Source organism: Streptomyces sp. NPDC002088 (genome assembly GCF_040296605.1).
GTDB lineage: Bacteria > Actinomycetota > Actinomycetes > Streptomycetales > Streptomycetaceae > Streptomyces.
Window position 1 is genome coordinate 54,827 of the sequence record NZ_JBEOXO010000015.1, and the last position, 26,380, is coordinate 81,206.

Here is a 26,380-nt window from a genome sequence, read left to right on the forward strand (position 1 = left end):
GTGCCATCCGTGCGTCGTGTCTCCCACGAGCTCCTGGAGTGCCAGGGACTCACCACCGTCTTCGGCAACCCCGGCTCCAACGAGCTGCCCTTCCTCGCCGACCTGCCCGACGGCTTCCGCTATGTCCTCGGCCTCCACGAGGGCGCCGTCGTCGGCATGGCCGACGGCTACGCCCAGGCGACCGGTCGGCCCGTCCTGGTCAACCTGCATGCCGCCTCCGGCTCGGGCAACGCGATGGGCGCGCTGACGAACGCCGTGGCCTCCCGTACACCGCTCGTGGTCGTCGCCGGCCAGCAGGTGCGGTCCGCCATCGGCCCGGAGGCCAACCTCGCCAACGTCGACGCCCCGGCGCTGATGAAGCCGCTCGTCGGCTGGGCCGCGGAGCCGGCGTGCGCCCAGGACGTGCCGCGCGCGCTCGCCCAGGCCGTCTTCGAAGCACAGCTGCAGCGGCGACCGACGTACCTCTCCGTCCCGTACGACGACTGGGCGGCCGACGCCGACGACAACTCCCTTGCGGTGCTCGACCGGCGGGTCCAGCGGGCCTCCGTGCCCGGCGCCGAGCAGGGCCGCCGGCTCGTCGAGCAGGTCACCTCCGCCCAGCGGCCCGCGCTCGTGCTGGGCGGCGACATCGACTCGGCCGGCCTCTTCGACGACGCCGTCCGGCTGGCCGAGCGCCTCGGCGGTCCGGTGTGGGCGGCTCCGTCGCAGTTCCGGCTGCCCTTCCCCAACCGCCACCCGCTGTTCCGCGGCGTGCTGCCCGCCGGGATCGCGCCCATCTCGCAGGCGTTCGAGGGCCACGACCTCGTGCTCGTGCTCGGAGCTCCGGTGTTCCGCTACCACGAGTACCTCCCGGGCCGGTACCTGCCGGAGGGCACCCGGCTCATCCAGGTGACCGACGACGCCTCCGCTGCCGCGCGGGCGCCGATGGGCGAGGCGCTGGTCGCCGACCCCGGAGCAGTCATCGACCTGCTGGTGAAGGCGCTGGACGCCCCAGCCACGCCCACAGGCGCGTACCGGCCCGCGCCCGAGCCGCTCACCGTCGAGGGGCCGCGCCTGCACCCCGAGGAGGTCTTCGCCGCGCTGCGCGACGAACAGCCCGAGGACACCGCGTACGTGGTCGAGTCGACCTCGACGAACTCCTCGTGGTGGCGCCAGATGGACCTGCGCCGACCCGGCTCCTACTATTTCCCGGCCGCCGGCGGGCTCGGTTTCGGGCTGCCCGGCGCCGTCGGGGTCGCGATGGCCCAGCCCGACCGGCCTGTCGTCGGCGTGATCGGGGACGGCTCGGCCAACTACGGCATCACCGCTCTGTGGACGGCTGCCCAGCACCGCGTCCCCCTGACCATCGTGCTGCTGCGCAACGGGACGTACGGCGCGCTGCGGTGGTTCGGCGGCCTCCTCGGCGTGCCGGACGCACCGGGCCTGGACATCCCAGGCCTGGACTTCACCCGCATCGCGGAGGGCTACGGCGTCCGCTCCCAGCACGTCACCGGCGTCGAGGAGCTGCGTGCAGCCCTCTCCGAGCGCCCGGACGGCCCCCGGCTCGTCCAGGTGGACACGGCCCTCACCACCCCCTCGTAACGACCACCCCCGTAGAGCCCCCGTAGAGCCCCCGTAGAGAAAGAAGAGACGGATGAAACTCCTGGACAACGACGTCTGGGGTAAGAGGTTCTTCAGCGACGGCTGGAAGGACTCCACCTCCGCGCACCCGGTTCTCGAGCCGGCGACTGGGGAGCAGCTCGGCGCGACAGGCCTGGCCACGGCCGAGGACGTACGGCACGCCGCCGCCCGCGCCGCCGAGGCCCAGCGTGAGTGGGCGGCGACCTCCCCGCAGCAGCGGGCCGCCGTTCTGCGCCGCGCGGGTGAGCTCTTCACCGAGCACGCCGCCGAGATCGAGGACTGGCTGGTGCGTGAGGCCGGCTCCGTGCGGGCCAAGGCGGGCTTCGAGGTGCAGCTCGCGGTGGGCGAGTGCTTCGAGTGCGCGGCGCTGCCGACGCACCCGCAGGGCGAGGTGCTCACCTCCGAGGAAGCCCGCTGGTCGCTCGCCCGCCGCCGCCCCGCCGGCGTCGTGAGCGTGATCGCGCCCTTCAACTTCCCGCTCATCCTCGGCCTGCGCTCGGTGGCGCCCGCGCTCGCCCTGGGCAACGCGGTGCTGCTCAAGCCGGACCCGCGCACCGCGGTGAGCGGCGGCGTCGTCATCGCGCGCATCTTCGAGGAGGCAGGGCTGCCCGCCGGCGTACTCCACCTGCTGCCGGGCGACGGCTCGGTCGGCCAGGCGGTCGTCGAGGCCGACGAGGTCCGGGTCGTCTCCTTCACCGGCTCCACGCCGGTCGGGCGGGCGATCGGCGAGCAGGCCGGCCGCCTCCTCAAGCGGGCCCACCTCGAGCTGGGCGGGAACAACGCCCTGGTCGTGCTGCCCGGCGCCGACGTGCAGAAGGCGGCCTCCGCCGGCGCGTTCGGCTCCTACCTGCACCAGGGCCAGATCTGCATGACGACCGGCCGCCACATCGTCCACGAGTCGCTGCTCGAGGAGTACACCGCCGCGCTCGCCGCGAAGGCCGAAGCGCTCCCGGTCGGTGACCCCGCCCGCGAGGACGTGGCGCTCGGTCCGATCATCGACCGCCGCCAGCTGGAGCGGGTGCACGGCATCGTCACCGAGAGCGTCGCGGCGGGCGCGACCGTCGCCGCGGGAGGCGAGATCGTCGGTGCCGGCTATCGCGCCACCGTACTGACCGACCTGACGACCGACATGCCCGCGTGGCGCGAGGAGATCTTCGGCCCCGTCGCACCCGTCATCGGCTTCTCGACGCTCGAGGAAGCCGCGCGGATCGTCAACGACTGCGAGTACGGGCTGTCCGTCGGCATCCTCGGGGACGTCGGCACGGCGATGAAGCTCGCGGACCGGATCGACTCCGGCAAGATCCACATCAACGAGCAGACCGTCAGCGACGAGCCGGGCGCCCCCTTCGGCGGGGTCAAGGCCTCCGGCACCGGATCCCGCTTCGGCGGTGCCGCGGCCAACATCGAGGCCTTCACCGAGACCCAGTGGGTCACGGTCCGCCCGGACATCGCCGACTACCCGTTCTGATCCCGGCTCTCCCGCAGCCGCCCCACCCCCGTATCCGCTCCATCTCCCGCAGCCGCCCCAGGGGGGAATTCCCACCATGCCATCCGTCATCTCGTCCCACGCGCCGGCACAGACCGGCACCGACAGACGCAGCGCCTGGACGGTGATCCTTTGCTGGATCACCGTCATGCTCGAGGGCTACGACCTCGTGGTCCTCGGCGCCATCATCCCGACGCTGCTCAAGACCCATCACCTCGGCATGACCGCGGGTGACGCGACCACCATCGCGACGCTCTCGCTCGTCGGCGTGGCCATCGGCGCGGTCTGCGTCGGCCCGCTGGCCGACCGGCTGGGGCGGCGCCACCTGCTCATCGGGTCGGTGGTGCTGTTCTCGATCTTCACCATCCTGGTGCCGCTGGCCGACTCCGTCGCGATGTTCGCCGCGCTCCGCCTCATCGCCGGCCTGGGCCTCGGTGCCTGCATGCCCGTCTCGCTCACCATGATGTCCGAGCACATGCCGGCCAGCCGGCGGGCGCGCGCCAGCACGCTGACGATGACCGGCTACCACACCGGTGCCGTGATCACCTCGCTGCTGGCGCTGCAGGTGACCGACAACTGGAAGATCCTCTTCTATGTCCTCGGCATCGTCGGTTTCGTCGTTGCCGGTATCCAGTGGTTCTACCTGCCCGAGTCTGAGGCCTTCGTCCACGCCAAGCAGGCGACCGAGTCCCAGCGCGTTCCGTTCACCGAGCTGCTCAAGCCGGCGTACCTCCGCGCGGGCATCGGGATCTGGCTCGCCTCCTTCATGGGACTGCTGCTGGTCTACGGCCTCAACACCTGGCTGCCCAAGCTCATGAACGAGGCCGGCTACCCCGTCCCCACGGCCGTCACCCAGCTTCTCGTGCTCAACGTCGGCGGCGTCGTCGGCCTGGTCGTCGGCGGCCTCATCGCCGACCGGCGGGGCATCAAGGGCACCGCGCTCGGCTGGTTCGCCGTCTCGGTAGTCATGCTGGCGTGCCTGAGCATCAAGATGGAGAGCACCATCCTGCTCGACGTCGTCGTCTTCTTCACCGGCGTGTTCGTCTTCTCGGCCCAGGTGCTCGTCTACGCCTACGTGACGAACTACTACCCGGCCGCCATTCGCGGCACCGCTCTCGGCTCGGCCTCCGGCATCGGACGGATCGGCTCGATCGTCGGCCCGACGATCACCGGCGCCCTGGTCACCGCCGGAATCGGCCACCCGTGGGGCTTCTACTTCTTCGCCGTGGTCGCGGTCCTCGGCTTCGTGGCCGTGCTGACCCTGCCGCGCCGGGCGGCGAACGCCCAGGTGGAGGGTGTCGAGACCGTCGCCTGACGCGCCTGTGGGCACTGCCCGCCACCGTGCAGCGGCACGGGCTCCGCACTGGGGCCTGTGCCGCTGCCGTACACGCCATACATCTCCCTGCTGCATCTGGTTCTCTACGCGCGCACGGGTCTGGTCGGCTTCCATGCCGACCTGGCCACCCCTGGACTCGGCGGACACTGGCAGGCCGCGCCCACGGCACGCAGAGCGGAACTTGAAAAGCTCTACTCGAGGCTGCTGACCGGTACGGAGCCGATCGGTGCGCTGCCGGCCACCCCGACGTGGGAGTGCTGGCGTGCCGGCCGCACCGAAGGCCGCCTGATCGGCGGGGAGATCAATCGCATTCGTGCGGAATAGGCGGGCGGGGCAGCCGGTTCAGCTCGACTGGACCGCGGGAGGCGCAGAGTGGCCCAGCGCCCCGCGCAGGCCACGCCGAATCCTGTAGCAACGCTCGCGTTCGCTCCCTGCAGTCACCGCATGGCCACCGAGGACGAGAACCCAAGTCAGCCCGACATCGCCGCGATGCTCACCGACCAGATCCGCGCCTGCAAGGCACGCGACGCCATCGCCGCTGACGGCAAGGTAGTGGTCTGGGACACCGAGGTGCCCTAGTGGATGGTTGCTGGCATCGCTGCGACGAGGCTGAGACGGTCGTTGAAAATCGGCCCGACGACCCTCGGCCTCGACGAGACCGTTGAGATCCTGGCTCAGCACTGCGACGAGCAGTTGCGCACCGGCATCATCGACGCAGCAGACCAGTCGTGGCACTTCACGCTGTACTTCAACGCCACCGGGACCGAGCTCTTGGCGTGCAGTGGCGTCGAACGCGAGCCACCTTCGCAGGAGGATGGTCAGAAGCTCCAGCTGTAGAGGCACCCACCCGTGTTCACCGCAGACACCGCGAGCCGGGCAACTCCCTGCAGGACCGCCAGTAGATCATCGTCGGTCATGTCGTCCCCGTCCTCAGACCAGAGCCGCGTGGTCCAGCGACCTGCGAGCTCTTCGAGTTCGGCGCAGCTCGCGTTGGCCAGCGCTCGGGTCAGCCGCCTCGGCAGAGCGAACACCTCAACGCCATCGTTCAAGGGGGCGGTGACCCACTCCGGCCACGCCCACCCAAGGAGCTGCTCAACCGTCGGGACCTCGGCCGAAGGCTCCTCGAAGTACATGTCCCACTCGGCGATGGCACTGTCCGGCTCAATAAAACGGCAGGTCACAGACTCAAAGGCCTCACCAGGTCCCCGCAGGCGCGTCGCAGCGGCGGTCTCGTCGTCGGGGGCGAGGAAGAACACTATGTCGTGGGCCATCTGAGCATGATGGCAGCCCGCCGAGCTGACGCGGGTGACAGATATCGCGGCCAAGTGACAACCATCTCGACCAGTCACACGCGCTCGTCGGTGCGGAATAGCGCCTCAGGCGTTGTCAGTCGACCAGGGCAGACTGATCACATGACCGCATCTCGCAACGTCTCTCGTCACGTCCATGCCGATCTTGCTTGGGTGCAGTCGATGGGTGGCCCATTGATCATTATCCCGGTCTCTGCGCTGGACCAGTGGGGCGGGTGCACGGAAGACGGAGTGATCGTCGGCGGCACCGACGTTCCCGATGACTACGACCGTGCATGTGACGTGGAGGGCTGGGCTGGGATCGTCGAGGTCGGCACCGAGGGATCCGGGTTGGTGCTGGCCGACGAGCCCGCCACGACCTGCTACCTCCCTGAGCAGAACATCTTCCTGCGATGGCTTGCAGCCGACTCTGATGTCGAGCTCCTTGAAGCTGCCAAGGCCGTCATGGAGGACCCTGCAACCGACTGGGAAGACTGTGGGGGTCTGGGAGACCGATGGGGCAGCGGTTCTCCTGGACTCCGCTGTAGCCGGGGCGCCCCAGCCGACGTCGAAACGCTCACCCGCTGGATCGGCGACCCGGAGCAGCAGATCCTCGGCCTCCGGACCGAACTCGCTGAGCGCTACGAAGACCTCGCCGCCGCACATGCCGCGAACCGGGAGTTGATGGCTCAGTTGAACCACTGACCGAGTCGTCGCCATCTCGCTGCTGCTTTCCCAGCGCGTTGCCCATGCCTGTGAGAGCCGGACATAAGTGAGGTGCAGGACGGGAAGATCTACGGCTACAACGGACCCATGACGGCCTTCTACTGTGCCGTCGCAGCCCGCGGGACTCTCATGGCCACTGAGGAGGGTTTCGTCGTCTCGGCCGGGGTCCGCAACACGATCGTGGTCCACCCCGATGACGCGCCCGCGCTGCGGCCCCTCCCGAACTGGGAGAACACCACCGGATGCTGTGGACCGAACTGAACCGAGGGCCCCAACCGGGCCTGCCCCTGCGGAGCCCGAGTCGTCACACTTGCCGCGGACTGCTTCGGGCCCTACGAACTGCACCTCGACCCGGTCCGCACCTACGCGTTCACTCATGAAAACGCGGAGGGCTGACACCTCAACGGATTCGCCCAAGTTCACAGCCGGGTGATGAGCAAGGCAGAGACCAGCAGCGCGGCTTGATGCAGAGCCTGGTCGCTCAAGTGCATGCCGTTCATCCCGGCGGCCTTCAGCTCAGCGAAGACCCTGGATCCGGTGTGCTGCTGAAGTATCGGCAGGTTTCCAAGAACCGGCACTCCGCTACCCGTCACGACGTGGGTAAAACCGTCAATCGCCCGAGCACCCTCCACGAACGAGACCAAGCCAGACGTTAAGGATCAAGCTCATCTGCCCCCTGAGCCAGTGGCAGATGTTGTGCCGCTGTCGGCTCCAGATGGCGCAGAGTCCAGGCAGTCCGCCCGTTCAACGAGCCGACCAGCGCGGCCCGTACCACCGCGCTGTCCGGCTCGTCGGCGAGGTTTAGCAGCCGCTCCAGCACCGGTGCCCCGGTCGGCAGTCCGGCAACCGTGGCGGCCTTGGCCAGGACGGCCTCGTCGGTGAGAGGAGCGGCCGGGTCGCCGGGTGCGGTCAGCCTGCGGCGTCGGCCGCTGAGCGTGCCGTGCGGCGCCCGTACGGTGACGTCTGCGCCCCAGCGGGCGGGGAACAACCCGTCCAGGTTCTGGCTCGCGCACAGCCGTACCGCGATGTCCGGCAGGGCGATGCCTCCGCTGCCGGCCGCGCGATACCAGCGCGGGTCGCGCGCGCGGCCCGCGACGGCACCCGCGACGGCCACCGCGGCGCTGGCGGCGGCGTCGACCGGGCTCGCCGGGCGGCGTGTGTCGGTGACGAAGCGCAGTGCCGCCGACGGCAGAGCGATCTCGACCGTGCCGCCCGGTGCGGGGTGTACGCCGTCGGCTGCGAGATCGTCGAGCGCGGCGAGCACCGTGTGCAGCGGGCGGGCGCACGGCCAGCTCTTGAGCGTCGTCGCGGCCAGGTGCGGGGCGCCCTGCGGGCTGGGTGGTGCGGTCGTACGGCCGAACGCGGCGGCCGCCGGCCCGTCGAGGAGTGTGTCGCTCGCGGTCAGTCCGGCCAGCGCGGCCCGCGCCGACCAGGCGCCGTGGGCGGCGGCTCGCCCGCACAGCAGGTAGTGGCCGTCGCCGAGGTCGTCACCGCTGAGCAGCCCGCCGAGCGGCGCCGTGGCCAGCGCCAGGGCCGTGGTGGTGTCGGCCTCGTCGAGCCCGAGCAGGAGTGCGCTCGCGGCGGCCGACCCGAGGGCGCCGAACAGGGCCGTCGGCCACCAGCCGCGCGCGTACAGGTCGGGCCCGCCGCAGCGCAGGGCGGCCTCGACGACGGCCTCGTACCCGGCGACCACGGCGCGCGCGACATCGGCGCCGGAGGCGTGCCGGGCCGCGCCGGTGAGCAGCGCGGCGGGGACGACGGCGGCGCCGGGGGCGACAGCCGCCGGGCCGTGCAGCGGGTCGAACTCGTCGAGGTGCGCGAGCGTCGACTCGATCTCCACCGCAGTCACCTGGCTCCACCGGCCTGCTACGCCCACCGCCCGCGCGCTGGCCGGCGGCCCGGGCTCGAGGAGCCCGAGCCAGCGGCCCGGTAGCGGATGTGTGGCGCCGAGCGCCACGCAGGCCATGGTGTCCAGGACCTGCCGTCCCGCGAGGGCCAGTACCTGCGCGTCGGCGTCCTGTGCGGCGGCGCGGGAGCGGGCCGCGATCTCGGCGAGCACGCTCATGCGGCACCCGGTGTGCTGTCCGCGGTGGCGCGCAGCAGTGGCAGCACCTGCCCCGACACGTCGGCCATGAGCTGCTCCGGCAGGTCGTAGGAGCCGACGTGCTGCAGGAATACCGCGTCGGCGCCCGCCGCGCGCACCTCGGCGAGCCGGGCGACGATGTCGGCCGCCGTCCCGTACAGACAGAACCCCCGAGCGAACGCGGCGGCGGCCTCGTCGCTCACATACGGGTCGCACACCCGCACTGCCGCCGCCCAGTCCTCGGCGTGCACCAGGTCCGGGTACACCCCGGTCAGCCGCTCGGGCACGTCGACGTGCACACCGGCGAGGGCGAGGAACGACGCGCCGCCGTTCTGGGCGATCCGTGCGCAGATCGGCTTCAGCTCGCGTGCGGCGCGCGGCACGTCGTCGGTGACCCGGCAGAACGCCGACACGGTCATCGGCACCCGGCCGCGGCCCGCGGCGGCCGCGCCCTCCTGGACCTTGGCGGTGGCGGCGGCCAGCGGGCCCGGTGCCACCCCGGACAACAGGATGGCGCCGTCGGCCAGTTCACCGGCCAGGCGCAGGTTGCGCGGACCGCTGGCCGCGAGCCTGACCGGCATCTCGACCGGGTCGCGCAGCCGCGAGGTGACCCCGTCGAAATCCACCGCCCGGCCCGCCAGCAGAGCCCGAACGACGGTCAGCCGGGCCCGCAGTTCGGCCGCCGTCGACGGGCGCAGCCCCACCGGGCCGACGGAGCTGTCGCCCACCCCGACGCCGAGCACGAACCGGCCGTCCGCGACCTCGGCGACCGTACGGGCCGCCGAGGCGACGACGGCGGGATGCCGGGTCACGAAGTTGGTGACCGCGGTGCCGAGGCCGACGTGCGAGGTGGCGGCGGCCGCCGCCGTGGCGACGGCGAACACGTCGCGCCACAGCAGCTGCGAGTCCGGGAACCACACCTCGTCGAAGCCCGCCCGCTCGGCCTCCCGGGCCGCCTCGGCGATCCGTCCCGCCGGAGCGCACGGCGGGATCCGCAGCCCGACCCTCATGCCAGGAACTCCAGTGCCAGCTTGTTGAACTTCTCGGCGTGCTCATGCTGCGGCCAGTGCCCGCACTCGGGGAAGATCTCCAGCGCCGAGCCGGGGATCGACTGCTGCATGCGGTGTGCCTCGGGTACGTCGCCGAACGGGTTCTGCGCGCCCCAGACGATGAGGGTGCGCGCCTGGATGCGGGCCATCTGCTCGGGCGTGAGCAGGTCCTCGGTGCGGTTCTCCATCTGCTGCAGGCACAGCAGGGCGTCGATGCCGGCGACGAACTCGGGCCGGTGGTAGATGGCGTGGCGTACGTCGACGAGTTCGTCGGAGACGTTCGAGGGGTCGTGCATGAGCAGTTCGAGGCGGCGCCGGGTCAGGGCGCGGTCGTCGCTGGTGACGGCGGCCCGGGTGCTGGTGCGGATGCGGTCCATGACCTCCGGGTTGGCGACCGTGCCGCCGGGGGCGACGAGGATCAGCCGGCCGACCCGGCCGGGGTGGTCAGCGGCGAGCCGCCCGGACACCCAGCCGCCGAGTGACTCGCCGATGAAGTGGGCGCGCTGGATGCCGCGAGCGTCGAGGTAGTCGATGACGTGCTGGACGTAGCGGGGGATGCGCAGGTCGCCGCCGGGGTTCTCGGTATAGCCGTGGCCCAGCATGTCCAGGGCGTGCACCTCGTACCGCTCGGCGAGCACCGGCACGTTGCGGACGAACGCCTCCAGGTGGCCGCTGGTGCCGTGCAGCAGGATCACCGCCTCGCGTCCGGAGCCGGAGGGAGCCTCGCCCGCGCGCAGGACGCGGGTGAGGGCGCCGTTCACCGGGTCGTGGGAGATGGAGTAGTTGGTGCCGGTCAGTTGTGTCCACAGGCTCATCGTGCGGTCTCCTGATCCTTGCTGTTGGTGTGCGGGGCTTCGGTGTGCGGGGTGAGGAGGCTGACGCCCATGCCGGTCAGCCAGTCGGGTACGGCGCCGTAGGCGAGGGTGCGGCCGGTCGGCGGTTGGCCGCCGGGGGTGGTGAGGGCTGCGGTCATGGCGATCCAGGAGCGCAGCTCCTGCGCCCCGTTGCCGGCCGCCTTCTCCAGATCGGCGTCGGTGTGGTCGAGGAGGGGGGTGAGGTCGCCGCTTTCGAGGAGCTGGAGGAACCAGCGGTCGAACTCCTCGTTGATGTCCGGCCGCGCGGCGCGGATGATCTGCCGCCGGCGCACCTCGTACGTCGTCCAGGAATCACGGCCGTTGAGCCACGCCTCCACCAGGAACCGGTCGTCGTCGGAGAGCGCCGCGAACCACTTGGGCCACGGCAGCCGGTGCGAGAGCCCGCCGGAGGCGATCACCGCGACCCGTTTGCCGTCCTGGCCGTCACCGCGGATCGCCGCGCCGATCGCGCCGCCGAGCGCATGGCAGCGGCGCAGCGACGGCAGCGGCGGCGCGAACATGTTGACCACGATCGGTACGACGGGTACGTCGAGCGCGGGCAGCAGGTGCTGCAAGGAGTGCGTGATGCCGTGGTCGACGGTGAGCCGCAGCGAGAACGCCGGGTCGAAGCCGTCGCCGACGAGACCGTCCACGACCACGCGCGCCAGGTCCGTGTCGGCCGGCAGCGGCCCGCCGGGGGTGCCCGCCTCCCCGGCGCCGTGCACCTCGCCGACGCCCACCGTGAACGCGGGCATCAGGTCGAGGAACATGCCGCGGAAGTGGTTCGAGCCGATCACCACGACGGCGTCCGGTCGGGCGGCGGCCAGTGCCTCGCGCGCCGCGCCGAGCCCGTCGCGGAAGCTGTGCGCGGCGGGCAGGTGGTCGACCTCGGCCCAGTGGGTGTTCATGAGGGTGGAGTGGGAGGCCCCGATCCCCAGGACGATCTCGCTCATCGACGGCTCCGTTCCCGGGTGCACAGGGCGACGGCGGTGTGCACGATGGCCCGGGTCAGGCGGACTGCCTCCCGGATGTCGACGACGTTCATCCCGGAGGGGAAGTCCAGCGGCAGCGGCGCGTCCGGGCCGATCCGGTCCATGCCGATGCGGGCGGCGGGCAGGCCGCGCGAGCGCAGGATGTTGGCGTCCGTGGCACCGCTGTTGGCGACGATCACCTCGTGCGGGCGCCCCTCGATCTCCTCCCAGGCGTCCTTCGCGGCGGCCACCACGGGCGCGTCCTCGGGGGTGTGGGTGCCGGGGATCGCCAGGACCATGTCCCAGTCGAGGTCGAGGTCAGGGTGTTCGGCGCGGATCGCGTCGAGCGCGGCGGCGAACTCCCGGCGTACGTCGGCCGGGGTGGAGCGGGGGCTGGTGCGCAGGTCGACGCGGATCCGGCACAGGGCGGGCGTGACCGCCGCCATCCGCGGCCAGCCGCCCTCCACCGACGACACCACGCCTTGCGGTGCGACGAGTCCGCCGGTGTGCCGCTCGGCGTACTGGGGGAACCAGCGCTCCAGCGCCTCGATGACGGTGGCGGCGCCCGCGATGGCGTTGCGGTACGGCATCCGGTGCCGGCTGCCGACGTACGTGTACGTGCCGCGCACCCGCACCTCGAACCAGCACAGGCCGACCTCCTCCCAGGCCACCGACCAGCCCGGTTTGGCGATCAGTGCGTGGTCGGCCCACCAGCCCTGCTCCAGCATGAACGAACAGCCCACGCCCTGACCGGTGTTGAGCCTGTTCAGGCCGCGCGTGGTGCGCCCGTTGGTCGGCATGCCGCCCGCACCGAGCCCGAGCAGCAGATCACCGCGCAGCGGAATCCCGGCCCGCGCGATCACCTCCGCCGCGGCGACGACGGCCGCGCCGTGCCCCTTGGGGTTGCTGGCGCCGAGGCCGAGCACGTGGTGACCGTGGACCTCGGCGTGTGGGCGCATGTCGGCCCGCAGGTCGGGGCCGACCCAGGGCACGTCCTCGTCGGCGTCGCCGACGGTGAGCGTGTCGATCGGCGCGTAGAGGAGAAGGTCCTCGCCGGTGCCGTCGCCGCGCAGGCGGGCGGTGGCGTTGCCCTGGCGGTCGTCGATGGGCTGGTAGCGGGCGTCGAGCCCGGACTCGGCGAGGACACCGGTGAGCCAGCGGGCGAGGTCCGCCTCCTCGCCGGTGGGGCTGGGGATGTTGACCATGCCGACGACGAGTTCGGTGAGCCGCTGCGGCTCGATGAGTTTCCAGGCGGCGTCGACCCAGGCCCGCTGCTGTGCGCTGAGGGGGCTCATCGGGCGCCCGGCCGGACGGTGCGGACGGTGGTGCCGCGCCCGAGGCGGGCGATGAGGCCCGCGCGCTGGGCGAGGAGGACGGCAGCGGCACCGGCGGCGAGTACGACGGCGGCGCGGCTGCGGGTTCGGGAGGCCATGAGGCGTCAACTCCTGGAGGAGGAAGGGGAGATGAGAGGAGACGGGGTGGCGCCGAGGAACGCGTTGGCCAGTGCCGCGACGAGCGCGGGCCGCTCGGCCTGCGGGTGGTGCGCGGCACGGCCCACGACGGTCAGGTCGCCGCGGGGCAGCGCATCGGCAAGGGCCGCCGCGTAGTCGGGTCCGGCGAACGGGTCGTGGCGGCCCCACAGCACCAGCACCGGAGCCTCGACGGAGCCGAGCTGCGGGCCCAGGTCGGCGGTGGGCGCGGTGACGTGGGCGCGGGCGAGTGCGTCGGCCGTGGTGCTCGCCGCGAAGCGGGCCCGTACGGTCGGCTCGGGGATGGCGTCGGCGTCGTACCACTCCAGCTCGGCCAGCAGGGTCCGCATCTTGGCCGGGGTGGGGCCCGTGCCCCCGTAGTAGGCGGCGCGTGCCCGGGATGCCAGGTGCGGGTCGGTGCGCAGCCCACTCGTGCCGCCCGGCGCGGCGGACGGCTGGCTGCCGATGAGCACGATCCGGCGGATCAGCTCCGGCCGCGCGGCGGCGAGCCGCAGTGCGACCGTCCCGCCGAACGACTGGGCCAGTACGTCGACTTGAGGCTTCCCGAGCCCGTCGAGGAGCAAGGCGAGCGCGTCAGCCGCCCCCTCGGCACCCCCAGGTGCGGGGCGGGGCGCGGGCGAGGCGCCGTACCCCGGCAGATCCGCCCACAGCCAGCGGCGCTGCGGCAGGGCCGCCAGCACCGCGCCGAAGTCGGAGGTGGCATGGCAGCCGGGGCCGCCGCCGTGCAGCACGACGGTCACCGGACCCGACGTGGCGCCCGCCCACCCGTGCGCCAGGGGCGGGGCTGCCGGGGCGTCAGTGCCCGACACGGCGCTCGGTGGGCTGGACGACCGGCTTGCTCCGCTCGACGTGCCGGCGCCAGGCGGTGATCGACAGATCCGGCCGGTACAGGCGCTCCGGCGGGGCGTCGGTCACGTCGACCATCCAGGCGTCCTGCCGGGTGAACTGGCCGTGGAACAGCCACCGGAAGGCAGCCAGGTACTTGGCCTTGAACGCCGCCGCGGCAAGACCCGTACGGAAGCGGACCATCAACTGGACGTAGCGCACATGGTCGGCGTCGACGGGGACGTACCACTCGTAGTGGATGAACTTCGGGTAGGCGACGCGCAGCAGTCCGGGCAGCCGCACCGAGACGAATCCGGGGATGTCGAGGGCGGCGATGACCGGGTCGGCGTCGCCGTTCTTGCCGGGGTGGTCGGGCAGTGGCATCCGCTTCCACCAGCGCTTGTTGGTGAACTTTCCGACGCCGGGGAAGTCCGCCTCCCAGTGCACCTCGTCCTGGACGCGGATCAGCCAGCCGTCGCGCTCGACGATCCGGGTCTCGTTCCAGGCGGGCATCACCTTGAACAGCCGCCACAGGGCCGTGTTGTGCAGGTACTTGGCATGGCCCTCGTCGAAGCCGTTCTCGGCGGCGAACCGCCAGTTGCCCGGGCGGACTTCGGTGCGCCCGCCGAGCGCCAGCGTGTTCTCGGCCAGCTCGGCGGGGATCTCCCGCTCGACCGGCGGCGGCTGCTCGCCCTCGGGGACGTCGCCGATGTAGACCCACACCAGGCCGAGGCGCACCTCGACCGGGTACGTCGCCACCGACAGCTTGCCGCAGATGGGGCTGTCGGGGCCGTCGGTGAGGACGGCCTTGAGCTTGCCGTCGTCGGTGCCGAACGTCCAGCCGTGGTACGCGCAGCTGATGGTGCCGGGGTACTGGCGGCGGCCGTGGGAGAGCGGCACCCCGCGGTGGGGACACCGGTCGTGCAGGGCGCGCACCGTGTCGCCGTCGCGCACCAGCACGATCCGCTCGCCGGCCAGGGTGATCGGGACGGGCTTGTCGGCGACCTGGTGCGCCCAGATCGTCGGGTACCAGTAGTCGCGGAAGCCCAGTTCGGCCGAGTCGTAGGCCGGCCACGCCGACCAGTCGGCGCCGTCCTGCACGGGAGGACCGGGCACGGCCGGGGCGGACGCCTTGGCCGCGGCGGCACCGCGGGCGCGCGGGGCCCGGCGGGGGGCGGCGTCGGGGGACGGAAGGGTGCTCGAGCTCACGCTGCCTCCAGGGGGCGGGAGTAAGAGTGGTGACGGAGCGTCAGGAAACGAGTGGGGGTACGGCTCACAGGTCGACGACGAGTTCGCCGCCGCGTGCCCGGGACACACACGGCAGGAAGGCGTCCGTGCGGTCGGGATCGCTCAACAGATCGCGGTGGAGCGGGAGTCCGCCGAGGACCTTGGTCTCGCACGAGCCGCAGATGCCGTCGCGGCAGGCGTTCGGCACGGCGATCCCGGCCGCGTCGAGGACGTCGAGGGCCGAGCAGTCGGCGGGCACCGCGAGCCGCTGCCCCGACCGTTCCAGGACCAGGTCGAAGGCCGCGAGGTCACCCTCGTCCGCGCGGGCGGGCGCGGCGAACCGCTCGACGTGCAGGGCGTCGTCGGGCCAGGTGGAGCAGTGTTCTTCGGCGGCGGCGATGAGCGGCTCGGGCCCGCAGCAGTACACCGCGACCTTCTCGGCGCTCTCACCGAGACCGGCCTGGAGGTCGAGGTGGCCGCTCTCGTCGAACGGCCGTACCTCCACCTTGTCGCCGTACGCCGCGAGTTCCGCCAGGAACGCCATCGAGCGCCGCGAGCGCCCGCCGTACAGCAGTCGCCAGTCGCGGCCGTCGGCCTCCAGCGTGCGGATCATCGGCAGCAGGGGTGTGATGCCGATGCCGCCGGCGACGAACACATGGCACTTCGCGTCGTCGGTGAGCGGGAAGAGGTTGCGGGGTCCGCCGACCTCGACGAGCTCACCGGGGCGCAGCCGGTCGTGGACGTAGGCCGAGCCGCCCGAGGACGCGGGCTCGCGCAGTACCGCGATGCGGTAGTGCCGGCGCTGTGCCGGGTCGCCGCACAGCGAGTACTGACGCACCTGGTCCGGCAGGCCGAGGTCGATGTGGGCGCCTGGCTCCCAGGGGGGCAGCAGGCGCCGTTCGGGGTCGGCGAGTTCGACGGACAGGACGCAGTCGGATTCTCGCCGCAGTGCGACGACCTCCAGTTCCAGCACGCCGTTCTCACTGTCGGGCATGGTCACCTCCGCGGGTTCGTACTTAGTACGGTACGAGATACGTGAGATCTTGGGAACCCCCCTTTTCGGCGACGGGCTCTGATCCGGACGCTGTCCGGTACGGTGTTCTGGCCGCTGGCGCCGGGGCCCTGGGCCGTTGATTCCGGCTGCCACGCGCAGGCCCGCAGCGCACTTTCCGAGGAGTCCCATGGCGCGCCCGCAGAAGCAGTCCCGGCGCCGCGACGAACCGCTCACCGCCGAGCGGATCATCGCGGCCGCTCTCCGTATCGCCGATGGCGAGGGCGACCTGGACGGGCTCACCGTCCGACGGCTCGCCGCCGACCTGGGCATCGGCACCATGACGCTGTACGGCTACTTCCGCGGCAAGGATGAGATCCTCGACGCGATGGCCGACCATGTGCTGGGGCGCATGCGGCTGCCGGAAGAACCGGACGCCGGACCGGCCGAGACGCTGCGCGCGGTAGGGCACGCCTTCCTGGAGATGATGCGCGACCACCCCAGCGTGGCGCGCCTGTTCGGCACGCGCATCACCGACAGTCCCGCGGCCCTGAAAGGCGCCATGGAGGCGGTCCTGCAGCGGTTCGTCGACGCGGGCATCCCCGGTCCGCTGGCCGTGCGCTGCTACGGCTTCCTCATCACCTACGCCATCGGGTTCGCCAGCTATCAGCGGCCGCGCCCCTGGGGGCGGATGACGGACATCGAGGGCTCCGAGCACCACCGGCAGCGCACCCACTACTACGCGGGGCTCCCCAGGGACGAGTTCCCGGTGATGGTGGAGTACGCCGACAAGGTCGCTGCTCTGTCCAGCAACGAGGAGTTCAGCGCGGGTCTTGAGGCGTACATCGACAGCACACTGCGCCTGCTGCCGCGCGGCGGTTCCTGACCCCCGTCCAAAGTTCGTGACGAGAGGCCGACCGGTGTTCCGGTCGGCCTCGCGGCGTTCAGGGACTCTTGACGGGCGTGCAGTGTTCCGTACAAAGTACGGGGCATTGCACGGTCACGTTGCTCGGCCGAACGGCGTGACCGTGCACCGTCCGGCCCAGCCCCGCCTTGCGGGAAAGGGTCCGGCACACCGGCTGTCTCGCTTACCGGGGACCTCGACGACGATCGGTCCCCGCATCAGACGATTGGCCCCGCATCAGCTGACGTCCCTGTTCGCCCCGGCCGACCACCCGTGTCGGCCGCACTTCCCGAGGACGCGCATGACCCACACCCCCAGGCCGCCCGCGGCGCGCGGCACCGCCAAGGCCGTTTTCGCGAGCTGGATCGGCACCACGATCGAGTACTACGACTTCGCGGTGTACGGACTGGCCGCCTCGCTGGTCTTCGCCGATCTGTTCTTCCCCGCCACCAACCCGGTCATCGGCACCCTGCTGTCGCTGAGCAGCTTCGCCATCGGCTACGTGGCCCGCCCCCTCGGCGCGATCGTCTTCGGCCACTTCGGCGACCGCGTCGGACGCAAGACCACCCTCGTGGTCACCCTGGTCCTGATGGGAGCGGCGACCTTCCTCATCGGGCTGCTGCCGGACTACGGCACGATCGGCGTGGCCGCCCCCGTCCTGCTGGTCGTCGCCCGCCTCCTCCAGGGGTTCTCGGTCGGCGGCGAGTACGGCGGTGCCGTCCTGATGACGGTGGAACACTCGGGGCAGCACCGACGCGGACTGCTCGGCTCCCTGGTCAACACCGGCGCCACGGCCGGACTGCTGCTGGCCAACGCGGTGTTCCTGCTGGTCCTGCAACTGCCCGACGACCAGATGCAGGCGTGGGGCTGGCGGATTCCGTTCCTGCTCAGCGGCGTACTCGTGGTCGTCGGGCTGATCGCCCGCCTCGCCCTCGAGGAGACCCCCGACTTCGCGGAGGCGCGCGAGGACGGCGCCGTACGCCGGCGGCCCATCGTCGACGTGCTCCAGGGCCACCTGGGCTCCGTCCTCCTCGTCGCCTTCGGCATCCTCGCCTCCGGCACCGCCTTCACGATGGTCTCCGTCTATTCCCTGACGTACGAGAAGACGCACCTCGGCCTGGGCCGCGACGAGACACTCACCCTGCTCCTGCCCGCCATCGCCATCGTCCTCGTCGCGCTGCCGCTGTTCGGTCGGCTCGCCGACCGGCTCGGGGTGCGCCGGGTGTTCCTGGCGGGCGCTCTCTCGCTGATGGTGCTGCCGTTCGTCTGGTTCCCGCTGCTCGACACCCGCAGCTACTTGCCGATGCTCATCGGGCACGTGCTGATCCTGGTGGGCTACGCCGCCAACTACGCGACCGTGCCCGCCTTCTTCTCGCAGGCCTTCCCGCCGGCCGTCCGCTTCACCGGGATGTCCCTCGGGTTCACGATCGGGCTCATCGCCTCCAACGCCATCGCCCCCGCCGTCGCCACGTCGATCATGGACGCGACCGGCAGCTGGACGACCATAGCCCTCTACATGGCGGGCGTGTCCCTGCTGTCGGTCGTGGCGGGATGCCTGCTGCGCGAAGCCGGGGCGACGCCGCCGGACCGGGCATCCGGTGCGGCACCGTCCCCGGCCACCGCACTCACCACCGAGGTCTGACCATGCCCCCGACGGCCCGACCCCACAGCCCGCGCCACGCATACGCCGACACCCGCCACGGACAGATCCACTACGCCGAGTACGGCAGCGGCCGGCCCGTCCTCCTGCTGCACCAGACCCCACGCTCCTGGGACGAGTACCGCGACGTACTCCCGCTGCTCGGCGACGAGTTCCGGGCCATCGCCATGGACACCCTGGGATTCGGGGCGTCCGCCCGGCCCCAGCAGCCCTTCAGCATCGAACTGTTCGCCGACGCCGTCCTCGACCTCTGCGCCGCCCTGGCCCTGGAAAAGCCCGTCCTGGTCGGCCACCACACCGGCGCCGTCATCGCCCTGGAAACCGCCGCCCGCGCCCCGGACCTCGTCCACGCACTGGTGCTCTCCGGGATGCCCTACGTCGACGCCGCCCGCCGCAAGACCGTCGCCGAGGACCGCCCGCCCATCGACCACGTAGACCCCGCCCCGGACGGCTCCCACCTACGTGCCCTGTGGGCCAACCGGGCCCCGTACTACCCGCCCGACAGGCCCGACCTCCTGGAGCGCCTGGTGCGGGACGCGCTGGGCGTGCTCGACCGGGCGGAGGAGGGCCACCTCGCCGTCAACCGCTACCGCATGGAGGACCGCATCGGGCTGGTCAAGGCGCCGACTCTGGCACTGTGCGGCGCACTCGACACCTTCTCCCTCCCCGACCTCCCCAAAATCACCGAGGCGATCCCGGGGGCCCGCTCGGCCGTCCTGCCCGGCACCGGCGTCCCTGCGGTGGACCACCGACCCGACCTGTTCGCCGCCCAGCTGCGGGCCTTCCTGCAGACCCTCTGACGCCGGGCCCCTGCGCACACCTTCCGCACACCGCGACGCAACCCACGGCACACGAATATCCACAGACCGAGGAGCAACCCACGGTGCACGAACAAGCCCCGTCCACCACGACCCGCGTCGTCCCCCTGCCCGGCACCTCGCTGACCTACCACGTGGCGCGAGAGACCGCGCCGGGCACCCCGGTGGTGTTCCTGCACCCGTGGTTCGGCTGCTGGCAGTTCTGGACCTCCACCATCCGGCAACTCACCGGCCGCCCCTGCTACGCCGTCGACTTCTACTCCCCGGCCGCCGGGCAGTGGCCCGCAACAGTCGGACCCGAGTACCTCGCCGACGCCGTCGCCGCGATGATGGACGCCGAGGGCCTCAACCGAGCCGACGTCGTCGGCAACTCGGTCGGCGGAATCGTCGCCCAGGTCATCGCCTCCACCCTGCCCAAGCGGGTACGACGCCTCGTCCTCGTCGGCACCGGCGCGAGCACCGCGGGCGCGCTGCCCGGATTCGCGGGCGCCGTGGACCGGTGGATCGAGGCGGCCCGCGACGGCGGGGCCGCTTCCCGGGCCGCCGTGGAGGAGACGGTCGGCATGCTGTTCACCGGCCGGCCCGACGCCGCGACCTGGGAGACGTACGTCCAGGCCGTACTGCGCACCGACCCGGCATACCTGGCGGCGGTCCTCGGCGGCGCACGGCGCCTCGACCTCACCGGGCGCCTCGGCCGGATCACCGCGCCGACCCTGGTGGTGCGGGGCAGCGAGGACAGCGCACGCAGCGCCGAGCACTCGGCCCAGCTCGTCGCCGGTATCCCCACCGCTGCCTCGGTGGAGATGCCGGGTGCCGGGCACTCCCCGATGGTCGACCAGGCCGACCGGTTCGCAGCCCTGGTCACCGGCCACCTGGACGGGACGGCCACGGCAGTGCCCGCCGGACGGGCGAGCACCGGATGAGTCTCGGATACGGCACCCTCGCCCGGATCGGCCACCTCTACCCGTCGGGCGGCCTGTGCGACTACGAGATCCAGCTCATGGCACCCGACGGCGTCCAGTTCGTCACGACCCGACTCCCGTTCCGCCGCACCGGCCTCGCCGACGACCTGGCGCTGACCGAGGACATCGAGCGGCACGCCCGGCTGCTCGCCGACGCCGAGGTGAGCGCCATCGCGGTCAACTGCACCGCCGCGACCCTCCTGGTGGGACCGGACAGGATCAACGAGCGGGTCACCCGGGCTACCGGCATCCGCTCCGTCACCACCATCGAGGCAGTGCTCGCCGCTCTCACCGCCTCGGGCATCCGCCGCCCCGCGCTGCTGACGCCGTACCCGGACGAAGTCGTCGCGGCGGAACGGGAGTTCCTGAGCACGCGGGGCATCGAGGTCGCCGTCCACCGGAGCATTCCGCGCGCGACCCCCGTCGAGCAGGCCGCGATCGAGCCGGACCGCTGGACCGAACTAGCCGCCACGCTCGACCCGTCGGCGGTCGACGGGGTGCTGCTCAGCTGCGCCGGAATCCGCGTGGCCGGGGAGCTGGAACGGATCGAGGACCTGCTCGGCCTGCCGGTGGTGGCCAGCAACCAGGCACTGCTGTGGCATCTGCTGCGCACCCTCGATGTCCCCGCCCGCCCCGCCGGATACGGGGCGCTGCTCTCCGGCCGCGTGGGCTACCACAAGCGCGACGACCCGTATGAGGCGTTCCATCCCGACGGCACGCGCGAGGGAGGTGAGCTGGTGGAGCCGATCCGCCGTCTGAGCCCGGAGATGACATGAGGCCTTGCGGTCATGCGGCCCACGCGATCGTCGATCAGGAGCCCTGTGCGACCACACCCACCCCATGAGCGGTATGCGGATGGCTTCTCAGCGCACCCTTCAGAATCTTGCCGCTGCCCGTCTTCGGCAGGTCGTCGACGAACTCGATGATCCGCGGTCTCTTGTAGCGAGCGAGACGTCCGTCGAGCCATGCCCGCAGTGCTGAGCCGTCGAGTGTCTGGCCCTTGCGCAACGCCACGACGGCCTTGACGGTCTCGCCCCACGCAGGGTCGGGTACGCCGACAACCGCCGCCTCGAGGACGGCTGGATGAGCCGCGATGGCGTTCTCGACCTCGACCGAGTAGATGTTCTCTCCTCCCGAGATGATCACGTCCTTGAGGCGGTCTCGGATGTAGAGGAACCCCTGCTCGTCCCGGCAGCCGATGTCACCGGTGCGGAACCACCCGTCGGGCGAGATCGCCGCAGCAGTCTCCTCCGGCTTGTTCAGGTAGCCGGCCATGAGTTGAGGCGTGCGCAGCCAGATCTCGCCGTCTGCGCCGGACGCGACATCCTCGCCTGTCAGTGGGGCGACTATGCGGCACTCGCAGTTGTCCAGGACCGTCCCGACCGAGCCGGGATGCCGGTCGACGTCCCCGTGCTTGCAGATGGGCGCGATGGCGACGCCGGCACAGGTCTCGGTGAGCCCGTAGCCTTGCGAGAATCCGGTGTGAGGCAGCATCTCCATGGCCCTCTCGATGAGCGTGCTGCCTGACGGTGCGGAGCCGTAGATGACCACTTCGAGGGAGCTGAGGTCGTAGGTCTGTGCCGCCTTCTCCGCCACCAGCCGGGTCAGCACGGTCGGAACCAGGACGGTGTGGGAGACACCACGCTCCTCGACGGCCCTGCCCAGCTCGGCGACAGAGGTGCCGGCTGGCACGACGAGCTCGCCGCCCATGTGCACACGACACATGACTGAACTCATGCCGCTGACGTGGAACATCGGCAGGCATGCCATGAACCTCATCTCGGGGTGCATGCGCCAGGCCTTCGTGGCCTGCTCGCACATGTGGCTGAAGTTCCGTTCGACCAGCTGGACACCCTTCGGCTGGCCGGTGGTTCCGGTGGTGTAGAGCAGGAGGGCCACCGACTCCGCGCCTTGTCCTGGGTCGATCGGCGTGTGCGGGTCGCCCGTGGCGTACCAGTCCTCGAAGTCGGCCGGGTCGTGCTCGGACCGGTCGAGCCATACGACGTGCCGATGCGGGCCGACCAGATGGGCGAACTCTCGCTCCGCGAATACCAGGACTGGCGCGCTGTCGCTGAGGATGGCCTGGCTCTCCTCGGGTTCGAGACGCCAGTTCACGCACACGAGTTGCGCTCCCGCCCAGGAGGCGGCATACACGAGCTGCACGTACGGCAGCCCGTTTCTCGCGATCACCGCGATCCGGGATCCGCGAGCGGCGTGCTCTTCCTTCAGCCTGCAGGCGATACGGGCGACGTCGCGCGCAAGCGCGGCGTAGGTGCGCGTGCCCGCCGGCGTCGTGATGGCGCGATAGTGCGGTCGCTCCCGCCGGTGGCGGTCCAGGCTCTTCGCGAGGGTCGTCTCGGATGTGGCTTGTTTGCTCATCGGTCTTCCGTCCCTACTCCCACGGTCGTGCCCGGCATCTCGTCGCTCGGGCGTAACTCGCCACGCGCCGCCTCGATCACGCCGGAACACCGGTCCCGGCTATGGCCGGCTCCGCGCGTTCGGCTGCGCGCGCGTCGACGCGGCCAGCCGCTTCCCACTCCGCCGCGGTCCGTTGCCGGACCCTCCAGGTCGACCGCCATCACACCCCTGACGAGTGGGAAGCAGGCCGCCACCGCACCGTCGGCCCCGGTGCGCTTGGTGTCCACTGCGAGGATTTCACTGTGCGGGCGCAGCCGGCCCGGCAGCCTCCAACAGGCCTCCGGGCCGGTGGCGAACGATGCGGTGGCCAGGTGCCGGTGCGGCCCAGGCGGGTGGGAATGCGGTGGCTGGGCGTCCAGACGGGACAGTGAGAGGACTGTTCGCCGGGCTCCCGTGAGGACACGGACGCCCGGCCGACGGCGCACGGAGCGGCACCGCCCGGCAGGCCGACGACTTCCCGCAAGGCAGACGAAGCGCGGGGCGGGCGGCGGGCCGGACCGCCGAGCATGCCGTAGGGCTTGACCAGCTCGACGTCCCCCGGAGGGCCCAGGTCAGGTTCTGGGTGGGCGAGGAGTGGAACGGAGTGAGGAAGACGCCGAAGCGCATCCAGTCGACCACTGTCACTCACTCTCTTCGTTGAGACCTGGCGCTACTTGATATCGAGATCCTAGGTGAAGCGAATTAACTTCATTTTCAGGAAGCTAGCCCGACGCTCGGCCGCAGTCAACGTGCGGGCGAGGTTCGGCACGCCTATTGACTGGATCGCGGAGTACGTCCTTCAATCAACCTGACTTCGATTCAGGCTCCTGCTCGCAACGAACCGTCAGCACCTGTCGGTACTCGCGGGACGACCGGGCATGCCGATCTCAGGCCGCCGGGCGACCTTCGATCAGGGAGAAACGTCACATCATGTACGTTCAGGTTGATCTCCGATCAGCAGCCGCATCCACCGCGCTCCTGGAAGCGGACGACTTCCGGTCCCTCAAAGTCGTTGTCCTGAGCGATGACGGCAACACGGGAGGCTTGGCAGAGGCGCTTGCAGGCGTGGGGACGGTCGACGCTGACGGGCATGCCTGCCTGCTGGTGGAAGCCCTGCGGCGGCTCAGCGGCGAACGCGCCGCTGACCCCGAGTGGCTGGCCGGCTTCGACGCGATGATGGACTACGCCCGGGCCAGAGGATGGCTCGCGGCCGGCCCGTCGCTCCGTGCACACCTCGAGTCGCAGCAGGGAGGCCCGCGATGACGCAGCCGTCCGTGACGACCTGGGAGACGCCGTCTTCCGATGATTTCCGGTATGTCATCGGGCACTTCGCGAGCGGCATCACTGTCGTCTCTGCGCGCCATGACGGCAGACCGTGCGGCACGACCGTCAGCGCAGTCAGTTCACTGTCGCTCGAACCCCCGATGATTCTGGTCTGCATGAACAGGCAGTCTGTGACCGCACAGGCGATCACCGTCTCGCGCACCTTCGCCGTGAACATCCTCAGCGAGGACCAGGTCGCCACAGCTGAGCGGTTCGCCCGCAAGGGCGGCGACAAGTTCGCCGACGTGACCTTCTCGGGGGATCCTGACGGGCCGCCACTGTTGGACGGGTCCCTCGCCATCCTCGAATGCCGGGTGGTGCGGGAAGTGAGCGGCGGCACTCATTCCGTCTTTCTCGCAGAGGTCGACCGGGCTCGCTCTCGCGAAGGATCCCCGCTGGCTTACTTCCGTGGCCGGATGGGACGACTGGACGACGAACTCGTGGGCCGGAAGCCGGGGCAGTAGGCCTGTCCTCCGTCGGCTCCTGGACGGCATGACGCATGACGCATGACGCACGAACATCGATGACACAACCGCACCCCACCCTGACGGCGCCGACCTGCTGTGCCGCTCCCATGCCATCAATCGCCGGACTTCGACGCGAAGCGGGACGGTGCTCACCACCGGCCCCAAAAGCTGTTGCCCACGAGCTCCAAATTTCTCACCACAAGGAGTTTCCGTGATCGACCTTCATGGCAAAGTCGCCATTGTCACCGGTGCCGCCTCATACCACGGCGACGACGACCCGTACCGGGTCGGACAAGGAGCAGCCACGTCCAGCACGCTCGCTCGCCTCGGCGCCGCTGTCGTGCTGGCGGACATCAACGGTGCCGTCGCCGAGGAGCGTGCCGAGGCGATCCGGACCCAAGGGGGCGTCGCGGTCGCCCTCGAGGCCGACGTCCGCGTCGAAGAGGACGTCCAGCGCATGGTGGATACGGCCGTGGAGAACTTCGGCCGTCTCGACATCCTGCACAACAACGCGGCCGACCTGTCGCGCCAATGGGATCCGGGAGACCCGGCGATCACCGAGATGACGGTCGAGAATTGGCACGCGCAGCTCGAGACAGTGCTCCTCGGCCCGATGCTTGGTTGCAAGCACGCGATCCCGGTGATGCTTGAAACCGGCGGCGGGAGCATCACCTGCACCTCCTCCATCTCCGGCGAGATGGGAGAGCTCAACCTGACCGTCTACGGGGTCGCCAAGGCGGGCATCAACCAGCTCGTCCGTGCGGTGTCCGCCCAGTACGGCAAACAAGGGATCCGCTGCAACGCCGTCGCCCCGGGGCTGATCCTCAGCTCCCCCGGACTGAAGATCGGCGAGGACCTGATCGCGCAGTACACCCGCCACTGCGACACACCGTACGTTGGCCAACCCGAAGACACCGCCAACGTGGTGGCTTTCCTTGCCTCCGACGCGGCCCGCTACATCACTGGTCAGGTGATCAGGGTCGACGGCGGCTTCACCGAGCACTCACCGATGGTCGCCGAGGCGAGGGTATCGGGGCTGGTGGCCGGCCGGGGGTGAGACCGTTTCGCGTGGACCGTCTCAGGACATCCGCGATGGGGAGGTCCTCGGCGATCGTGTGCGCGGATGTGACGCATCCCGGTCCCACCGCCGTCAGTACGTGCTGTGAACTGCGACCCGCCGAGTGACCAGTGGCGGTCGTGCCGGCCACCGACGTCTGGAAGACACTCACGGCGCCGCGCACTGCAGCAATGTCCCGCTGAACCGGCGCCTTCTGTGGGACAGCATCGCTGCCTGGGAGCGCTCGGTCGGTTCAGAGCATCCGGCGGCGTAGCAACGTCCGACCGGAGCGCTCCCCATGAAAGGCCGCTCAGATTCCCTGTGCAGATCAACCAAACTCAGTGAGGGCATCCTGTGGAACAAGACGCACTGCGGCAGACGAACACGGCGATCGCCAAGCGGTATCTCCAGGCGATCAACGACTGGGACTTCGACGTCAAGCGCGAACTGCTCGCGCCCGACGTGGTCTTCGAGATGCGGTGGGCGCCGGAGGGGTTCCCGCGCCGCATCGACGGCGTGGAGGCCGTCATGGAGTTCCTCGCTCCGCTACCTGAGTCCATCGTCACCGAGGGTCTGTACGACATTCGCGTCGAGACCCTGCACTCCGACCCCGGCCAGGTTGTCGCCTTCTACAAGAGCGACATGAAGATGGTGCAGCCGGTCGAGTACAAGAACGAGTACATCACCCGCTTCACCATCCGGAACGGCAAGATCGCCCACTTCCTGGAGTACTACGACCCGATCCCGCTGGTCGTCGCCTTCGGCGGCAATGTGACGCCGCCATCGCTCTGAGGCGCGCGCACACTCTGCCCCCATCCCCTCTGCCTGCGAACGCTCGCCAACGA

The 26,380-nt window shown here is 70.9% G+C and carries 29 protein-coding genes; 17 read left to right on the forward strand and 12 right to left on the reverse strand.

What is annotated here, in order from left to right:
• From mdlC to ABT114_RS28740, 6 genes are all read left to right on the forward strand, one after another.
• Window positions 1-1,581 carry a benzoylformate decarboxylase gene (gene mdlC / locus ABT114_RS28715; protein ID WP_351145778.1) on the forward strand — a complete coding sequence of 527 codons (1,581 nt, stop codon included), beginning with the start codon at window positions 1-3 and terminating at the stop codon, window positions 1,579-1,581.
• A 52-nt stretch (window positions 1,582-1,633) separates the two neighbouring features.
• The gene (locus ABT114_RS28720; RefSeq protein ID WP_351145779.1) at window positions 1,634-3,088 is read left to right on the forward strand and encodes a benzaldehyde dehydrogenase; all 1,455 of its coding nucleotides are present in this window, start codon (window positions 1,634-1,636) and stop codon (window positions 3,086-3,088) included.
• A 76-nt stretch (window positions 3,089-3,164) separates the two neighbouring features.
• Window positions 3,165-4,421 carry an MFS transporter gene (locus tag ABT114_RS28725; protein WP_351145780.1) on the forward strand — a complete coding sequence of 419 codons (1,257 nt, stop codon included), beginning with the start codon at window positions 3,165-3,167 and terminating at the stop codon, window positions 4,419-4,421.
• A gap of 57 nt (window positions 4,422-4,478) precedes the next feature.
• Window positions 4,479-4,766 carry a hypothetical protein gene (locus tag ABT114_RS28730; RefSeq protein WP_351145781.1) on the forward strand — a complete coding sequence of 96 codons (288 nt, stop codon included), beginning with the start codon at window positions 4,479-4,481 and terminating at the stop codon, window positions 4,764-4,766.
• A 120-nt stretch (window positions 4,767-4,886) separates the two neighbouring features.
• Window positions 4,887-5,021, forward strand: a complete 135-nt coding sequence (locus tag ABT114_RS28735) for a hypothetical protein (RefSeq protein WP_351145782.1) — start codon at window positions 4,887-4,889, stop codon at window positions 5,019-5,021.
• Window positions 5,022-5,024: 3 nt separating this feature from the next.
• A complete protein-coding gene (locus ABT114_RS28740; protein ID WP_351145783.1) occupies window positions 5,025-5,279 on the forward strand; it encodes a hypothetical protein in 255 nt (84 codons plus the stop codon).
• On the opposite strand, the gene ABT114_RS28745 is transcribed toward ABT114_RS28740, so the two are convergent.
• A complete protein-coding gene (locus ABT114_RS28745; protein WP_351145784.1) occupies window positions 5,261-5,713 on the reverse strand; it encodes a hypothetical protein in 453 nt (150 codons plus the stop codon). The two genes, ABT114_RS28740 and ABT114_RS28745, sit on opposite strands and share 19 nt — an antisense overlap.
• A gap of 141 nt (window positions 5,714-5,854) precedes the next feature.
• Between ABT114_RS28745 and ABT114_RS28750 the strand changes: the two genes are divergently transcribed.
• On the forward strand, window positions 5,855-6,436 hold the full coding sequence (locus ABT114_RS28750; protein ID WP_351145785.1) for an Imm21 family immunity protein: 582 nt from the start codon (window positions 5,855-5,857) through the stop codon (window positions 6,434-6,436).
• A 72-nt stretch (window positions 6,437-6,508) separates the two neighbouring features.
• Window positions 6,509-6,718, forward strand: coding sequence for a hypothetical protein (locus tag ABT114_RS28755; RefSeq protein ID WP_351145786.1), 210 nt, complete (start codon window positions 6,509-6,511; stop codon window positions 6,716-6,718).
• A gap of 158 nt (window positions 6,719-6,876) precedes the next feature.
• Here ABT114_RS28755 and ABT114_RS28760 read toward each other — a convergent pair whose 3' ends face one another.
• The 10 genes from ABT114_RS28760 to ABT114_RS28805 all read right to left on the reverse strand — a co-directional run bounded on the left by ABT114_RS28760 (window position 6,877) and on the right by ABT114_RS28805 (window position 15,950).
• A complete protein-coding gene (locus ABT114_RS28760) occupies window positions 6,877-7,101 on the reverse strand; it encodes a hypothetical protein (RefSeq protein ID WP_351145787.1) in 225 nt (74 codons plus the stop codon).
• Window positions 7,102-7,109: 8 nt separating this feature from the next.
• Window positions 7,110-8,522: an MmgE/PrpD family protein gene (locus tag ABT114_RS28765; RefSeq protein WP_351145788.1), complete on the reverse strand. Its 1,413-nt coding sequence runs from the start codon at window positions 8,520-8,522 to the stop codon at window positions 7,110-7,112.
• The gene (locus tag ABT114_RS28770; protein WP_351145789.1) at window positions 8,519-9,550 is read right to left on the reverse strand and encodes an LLM class flavin-dependent oxidoreductase; all 1,032 of its coding nucleotides are present in this window, start codon (window positions 9,548-9,550) and stop codon (window positions 8,519-8,521) included. Before ABT114_RS28770 ends, ABT114_RS28765 begins: the two co-directional genes overlap by 4 nt.
• The gene (locus tag ABT114_RS28775; RefSeq protein ID WP_351145790.1) at window positions 9,547-10,404 is read right to left on the reverse strand and encodes an alpha/beta fold hydrolase; all 858 of its coding nucleotides are present in this window, start codon (window positions 10,402-10,404) and stop codon (window positions 9,547-9,549) included. Before ABT114_RS28775 ends, ABT114_RS28770 begins: the two co-directional genes overlap by 4 nt.
• Complete coding sequence (locus tag ABT114_RS28780; protein ID WP_351145791.1) at window positions 10,401-11,396, reverse strand: DODA-type extradiol aromatic ring-opening family dioxygenase; 996 nt, start codon at window positions 11,394-11,396, stop codon at window positions 10,401-10,403. The genes ABT114_RS28775 and ABT114_RS28780 overlap by 4 nt, the downstream gene beginning before the upstream one ends.
• A complete protein-coding gene (locus ABT114_RS28785; protein WP_351145792.1) occupies window positions 11,393-12,709 on the reverse strand; it encodes a peptidase dimerization domain-containing protein in 1,317 nt (438 codons plus the stop codon). The genes ABT114_RS28780 and ABT114_RS28785 overlap by 4 nt, the downstream gene beginning before the upstream one ends.
• Window positions 12,706-12,846 (reverse strand): hypothetical protein, encoded by a 141-nt coding sequence (locus tag ABT114_RS28790; protein ID WP_351145793.1) that lies wholly within the window; start codon window positions 12,844-12,846, stop codon window positions 12,706-12,708. Before ABT114_RS28790 ends, ABT114_RS28785 begins: the two co-directional genes overlap by 4 nt.
• Before the next feature lie 6 nt (window positions 12,847-12,852).
• The gene (locus ABT114_RS28795) at window positions 12,853-13,713 is read right to left on the reverse strand and encodes an alpha/beta fold hydrolase (protein ID WP_351145794.1); all 861 of its coding nucleotides are present in this window, start codon (window positions 13,711-13,713) and stop codon (window positions 12,853-12,855) included.
• The gene (locus ABT114_RS28800; RefSeq protein ID WP_351145795.1) at window positions 13,700-14,938 is read right to left on the reverse strand and encodes a Rieske 2Fe-2S domain-containing protein; all 1,239 of its coding nucleotides are present in this window, start codon (window positions 14,936-14,938) and stop codon (window positions 13,700-13,702) included. Before ABT114_RS28800 ends, ABT114_RS28795 begins: the two co-directional genes overlap by 14 nt.
• Window positions 14,939-15,002: 64 nt before the next feature.
• Entirely contained in the window at window positions 15,003-15,950 is a 948-nt protein-coding gene (locus ABT114_RS28805; RefSeq protein ID WP_351145796.1) for a PDR/VanB family oxidoreductase, read from the reverse strand.
• Window positions 15,951-16,137: 187 nt separating this feature from the next.
• On the opposite strand from ABT114_RS28805, the gene ABT114_RS28810 reads away from it, so the two are divergent.
• The 5 genes from ABT114_RS28810 to ABT114_RS28830 all read left to right on the forward strand — a co-directional run bounded on the left by ABT114_RS28810 (window position 16,138) and on the right by ABT114_RS28830 (window position 21,067).
• Window positions 16,138-16,833 carry a TetR/AcrR family transcriptional regulator gene (locus tag ABT114_RS28810; protein ID WP_351145797.1) on the forward strand — a complete coding sequence of 232 codons (696 nt, stop codon included), beginning with the start codon at window positions 16,138-16,140 and terminating at the stop codon, window positions 16,831-16,833.
• Window positions 16,834-17,152: 319 nt separating this feature from the next.
• The gene (locus ABT114_RS28815; RefSeq protein ID WP_351145798.1) at window positions 17,153-18,493 is read left to right on the forward strand and encodes an MFS transporter; all 1,341 of its coding nucleotides are present in this window, start codon (window positions 17,153-17,155) and stop codon (window positions 18,491-18,493) included.
• 2 nt (window positions 18,494-18,495) lie between these two features.
• On the forward strand, window positions 18,496-19,311 hold the full coding sequence (locus tag ABT114_RS28820) for an alpha/beta fold hydrolase (RefSeq protein WP_351145799.1): 816 nt from the start codon (window positions 18,496-18,498) through the stop codon (window positions 19,309-19,311).
• Window positions 19,312-19,394: 83 nt separating this feature from the next.
• Complete coding sequence (locus ABT114_RS28825) at window positions 19,395-20,252, forward strand: alpha/beta fold hydrolase (RefSeq protein WP_351145800.1); 858 nt, start codon at window positions 19,395-19,397, stop codon at window positions 20,250-20,252.
• Entirely contained in the window at window positions 20,249-21,067 is an 819-nt protein-coding gene (locus ABT114_RS28830) for a maleate cis-trans isomerase family protein (RefSeq protein WP_351145801.1), read from the forward strand. The genes ABT114_RS28825 and ABT114_RS28830 overlap by 4 nt, the downstream gene beginning before the upstream one ends.
• Before the next feature lie 34 nt (window positions 21,068-21,101).
• Here ABT114_RS28830 and ABT114_RS28835 read toward each other — a convergent pair whose 3' ends face one another.
• On the reverse strand, window positions 21,102-22,670 hold the full coding sequence (locus tag ABT114_RS28835) for a class I adenylate-forming enzyme family protein (RefSeq protein ID WP_351145802.1): 1,569 nt from the start codon (window positions 22,668-22,670) through the stop codon (window positions 21,102-21,104).
• 948 nt (window positions 22,671-23,618) lie between these two features.
• Between ABT114_RS28835 and ABT114_RS28840 the strand changes: the two genes are divergently transcribed.
• From ABT114_RS28840 to ABT114_RS28855, 4 genes are all read left to right on the forward strand, one after another.
• Window positions 23,619-23,951, forward strand: a complete 333-nt coding sequence (locus ABT114_RS28840; RefSeq protein ID WP_351145803.1) for a hypothetical protein — start codon at window positions 23,619-23,621, stop codon at window positions 23,949-23,951.
• An 11-nt stretch (window positions 23,952-23,962) separates the two neighbouring features.
• On the forward strand, window positions 23,963-24,475 hold the full coding sequence (locus ABT114_RS28845) for a flavin reductase family protein (protein ID WP_351145804.1): 513 nt from the start codon (window positions 23,963-23,965) through the stop codon (window positions 24,473-24,475).
• 148 nt (window positions 24,476-24,623) lie between these two features.
• Window positions 24,624-25,535, forward strand: coding sequence for an SDR family NAD(P)-dependent oxidoreductase (locus ABT114_RS28850; RefSeq protein WP_351145805.1), 912 nt, complete (start codon window positions 24,624-24,626; stop codon window positions 25,533-25,535).
• 354 nt (window positions 25,536-25,889) lie between these two features.
• A complete protein-coding gene (locus ABT114_RS28855) occupies window positions 25,890-26,327 on the forward strand; it encodes a nuclear transport factor 2 family protein (protein ID WP_351145806.1) in 438 nt (145 codons plus the stop codon).
• The last annotated feature ends 53 nt before the right edge of the window (window positions 26,328-26,380 follow it).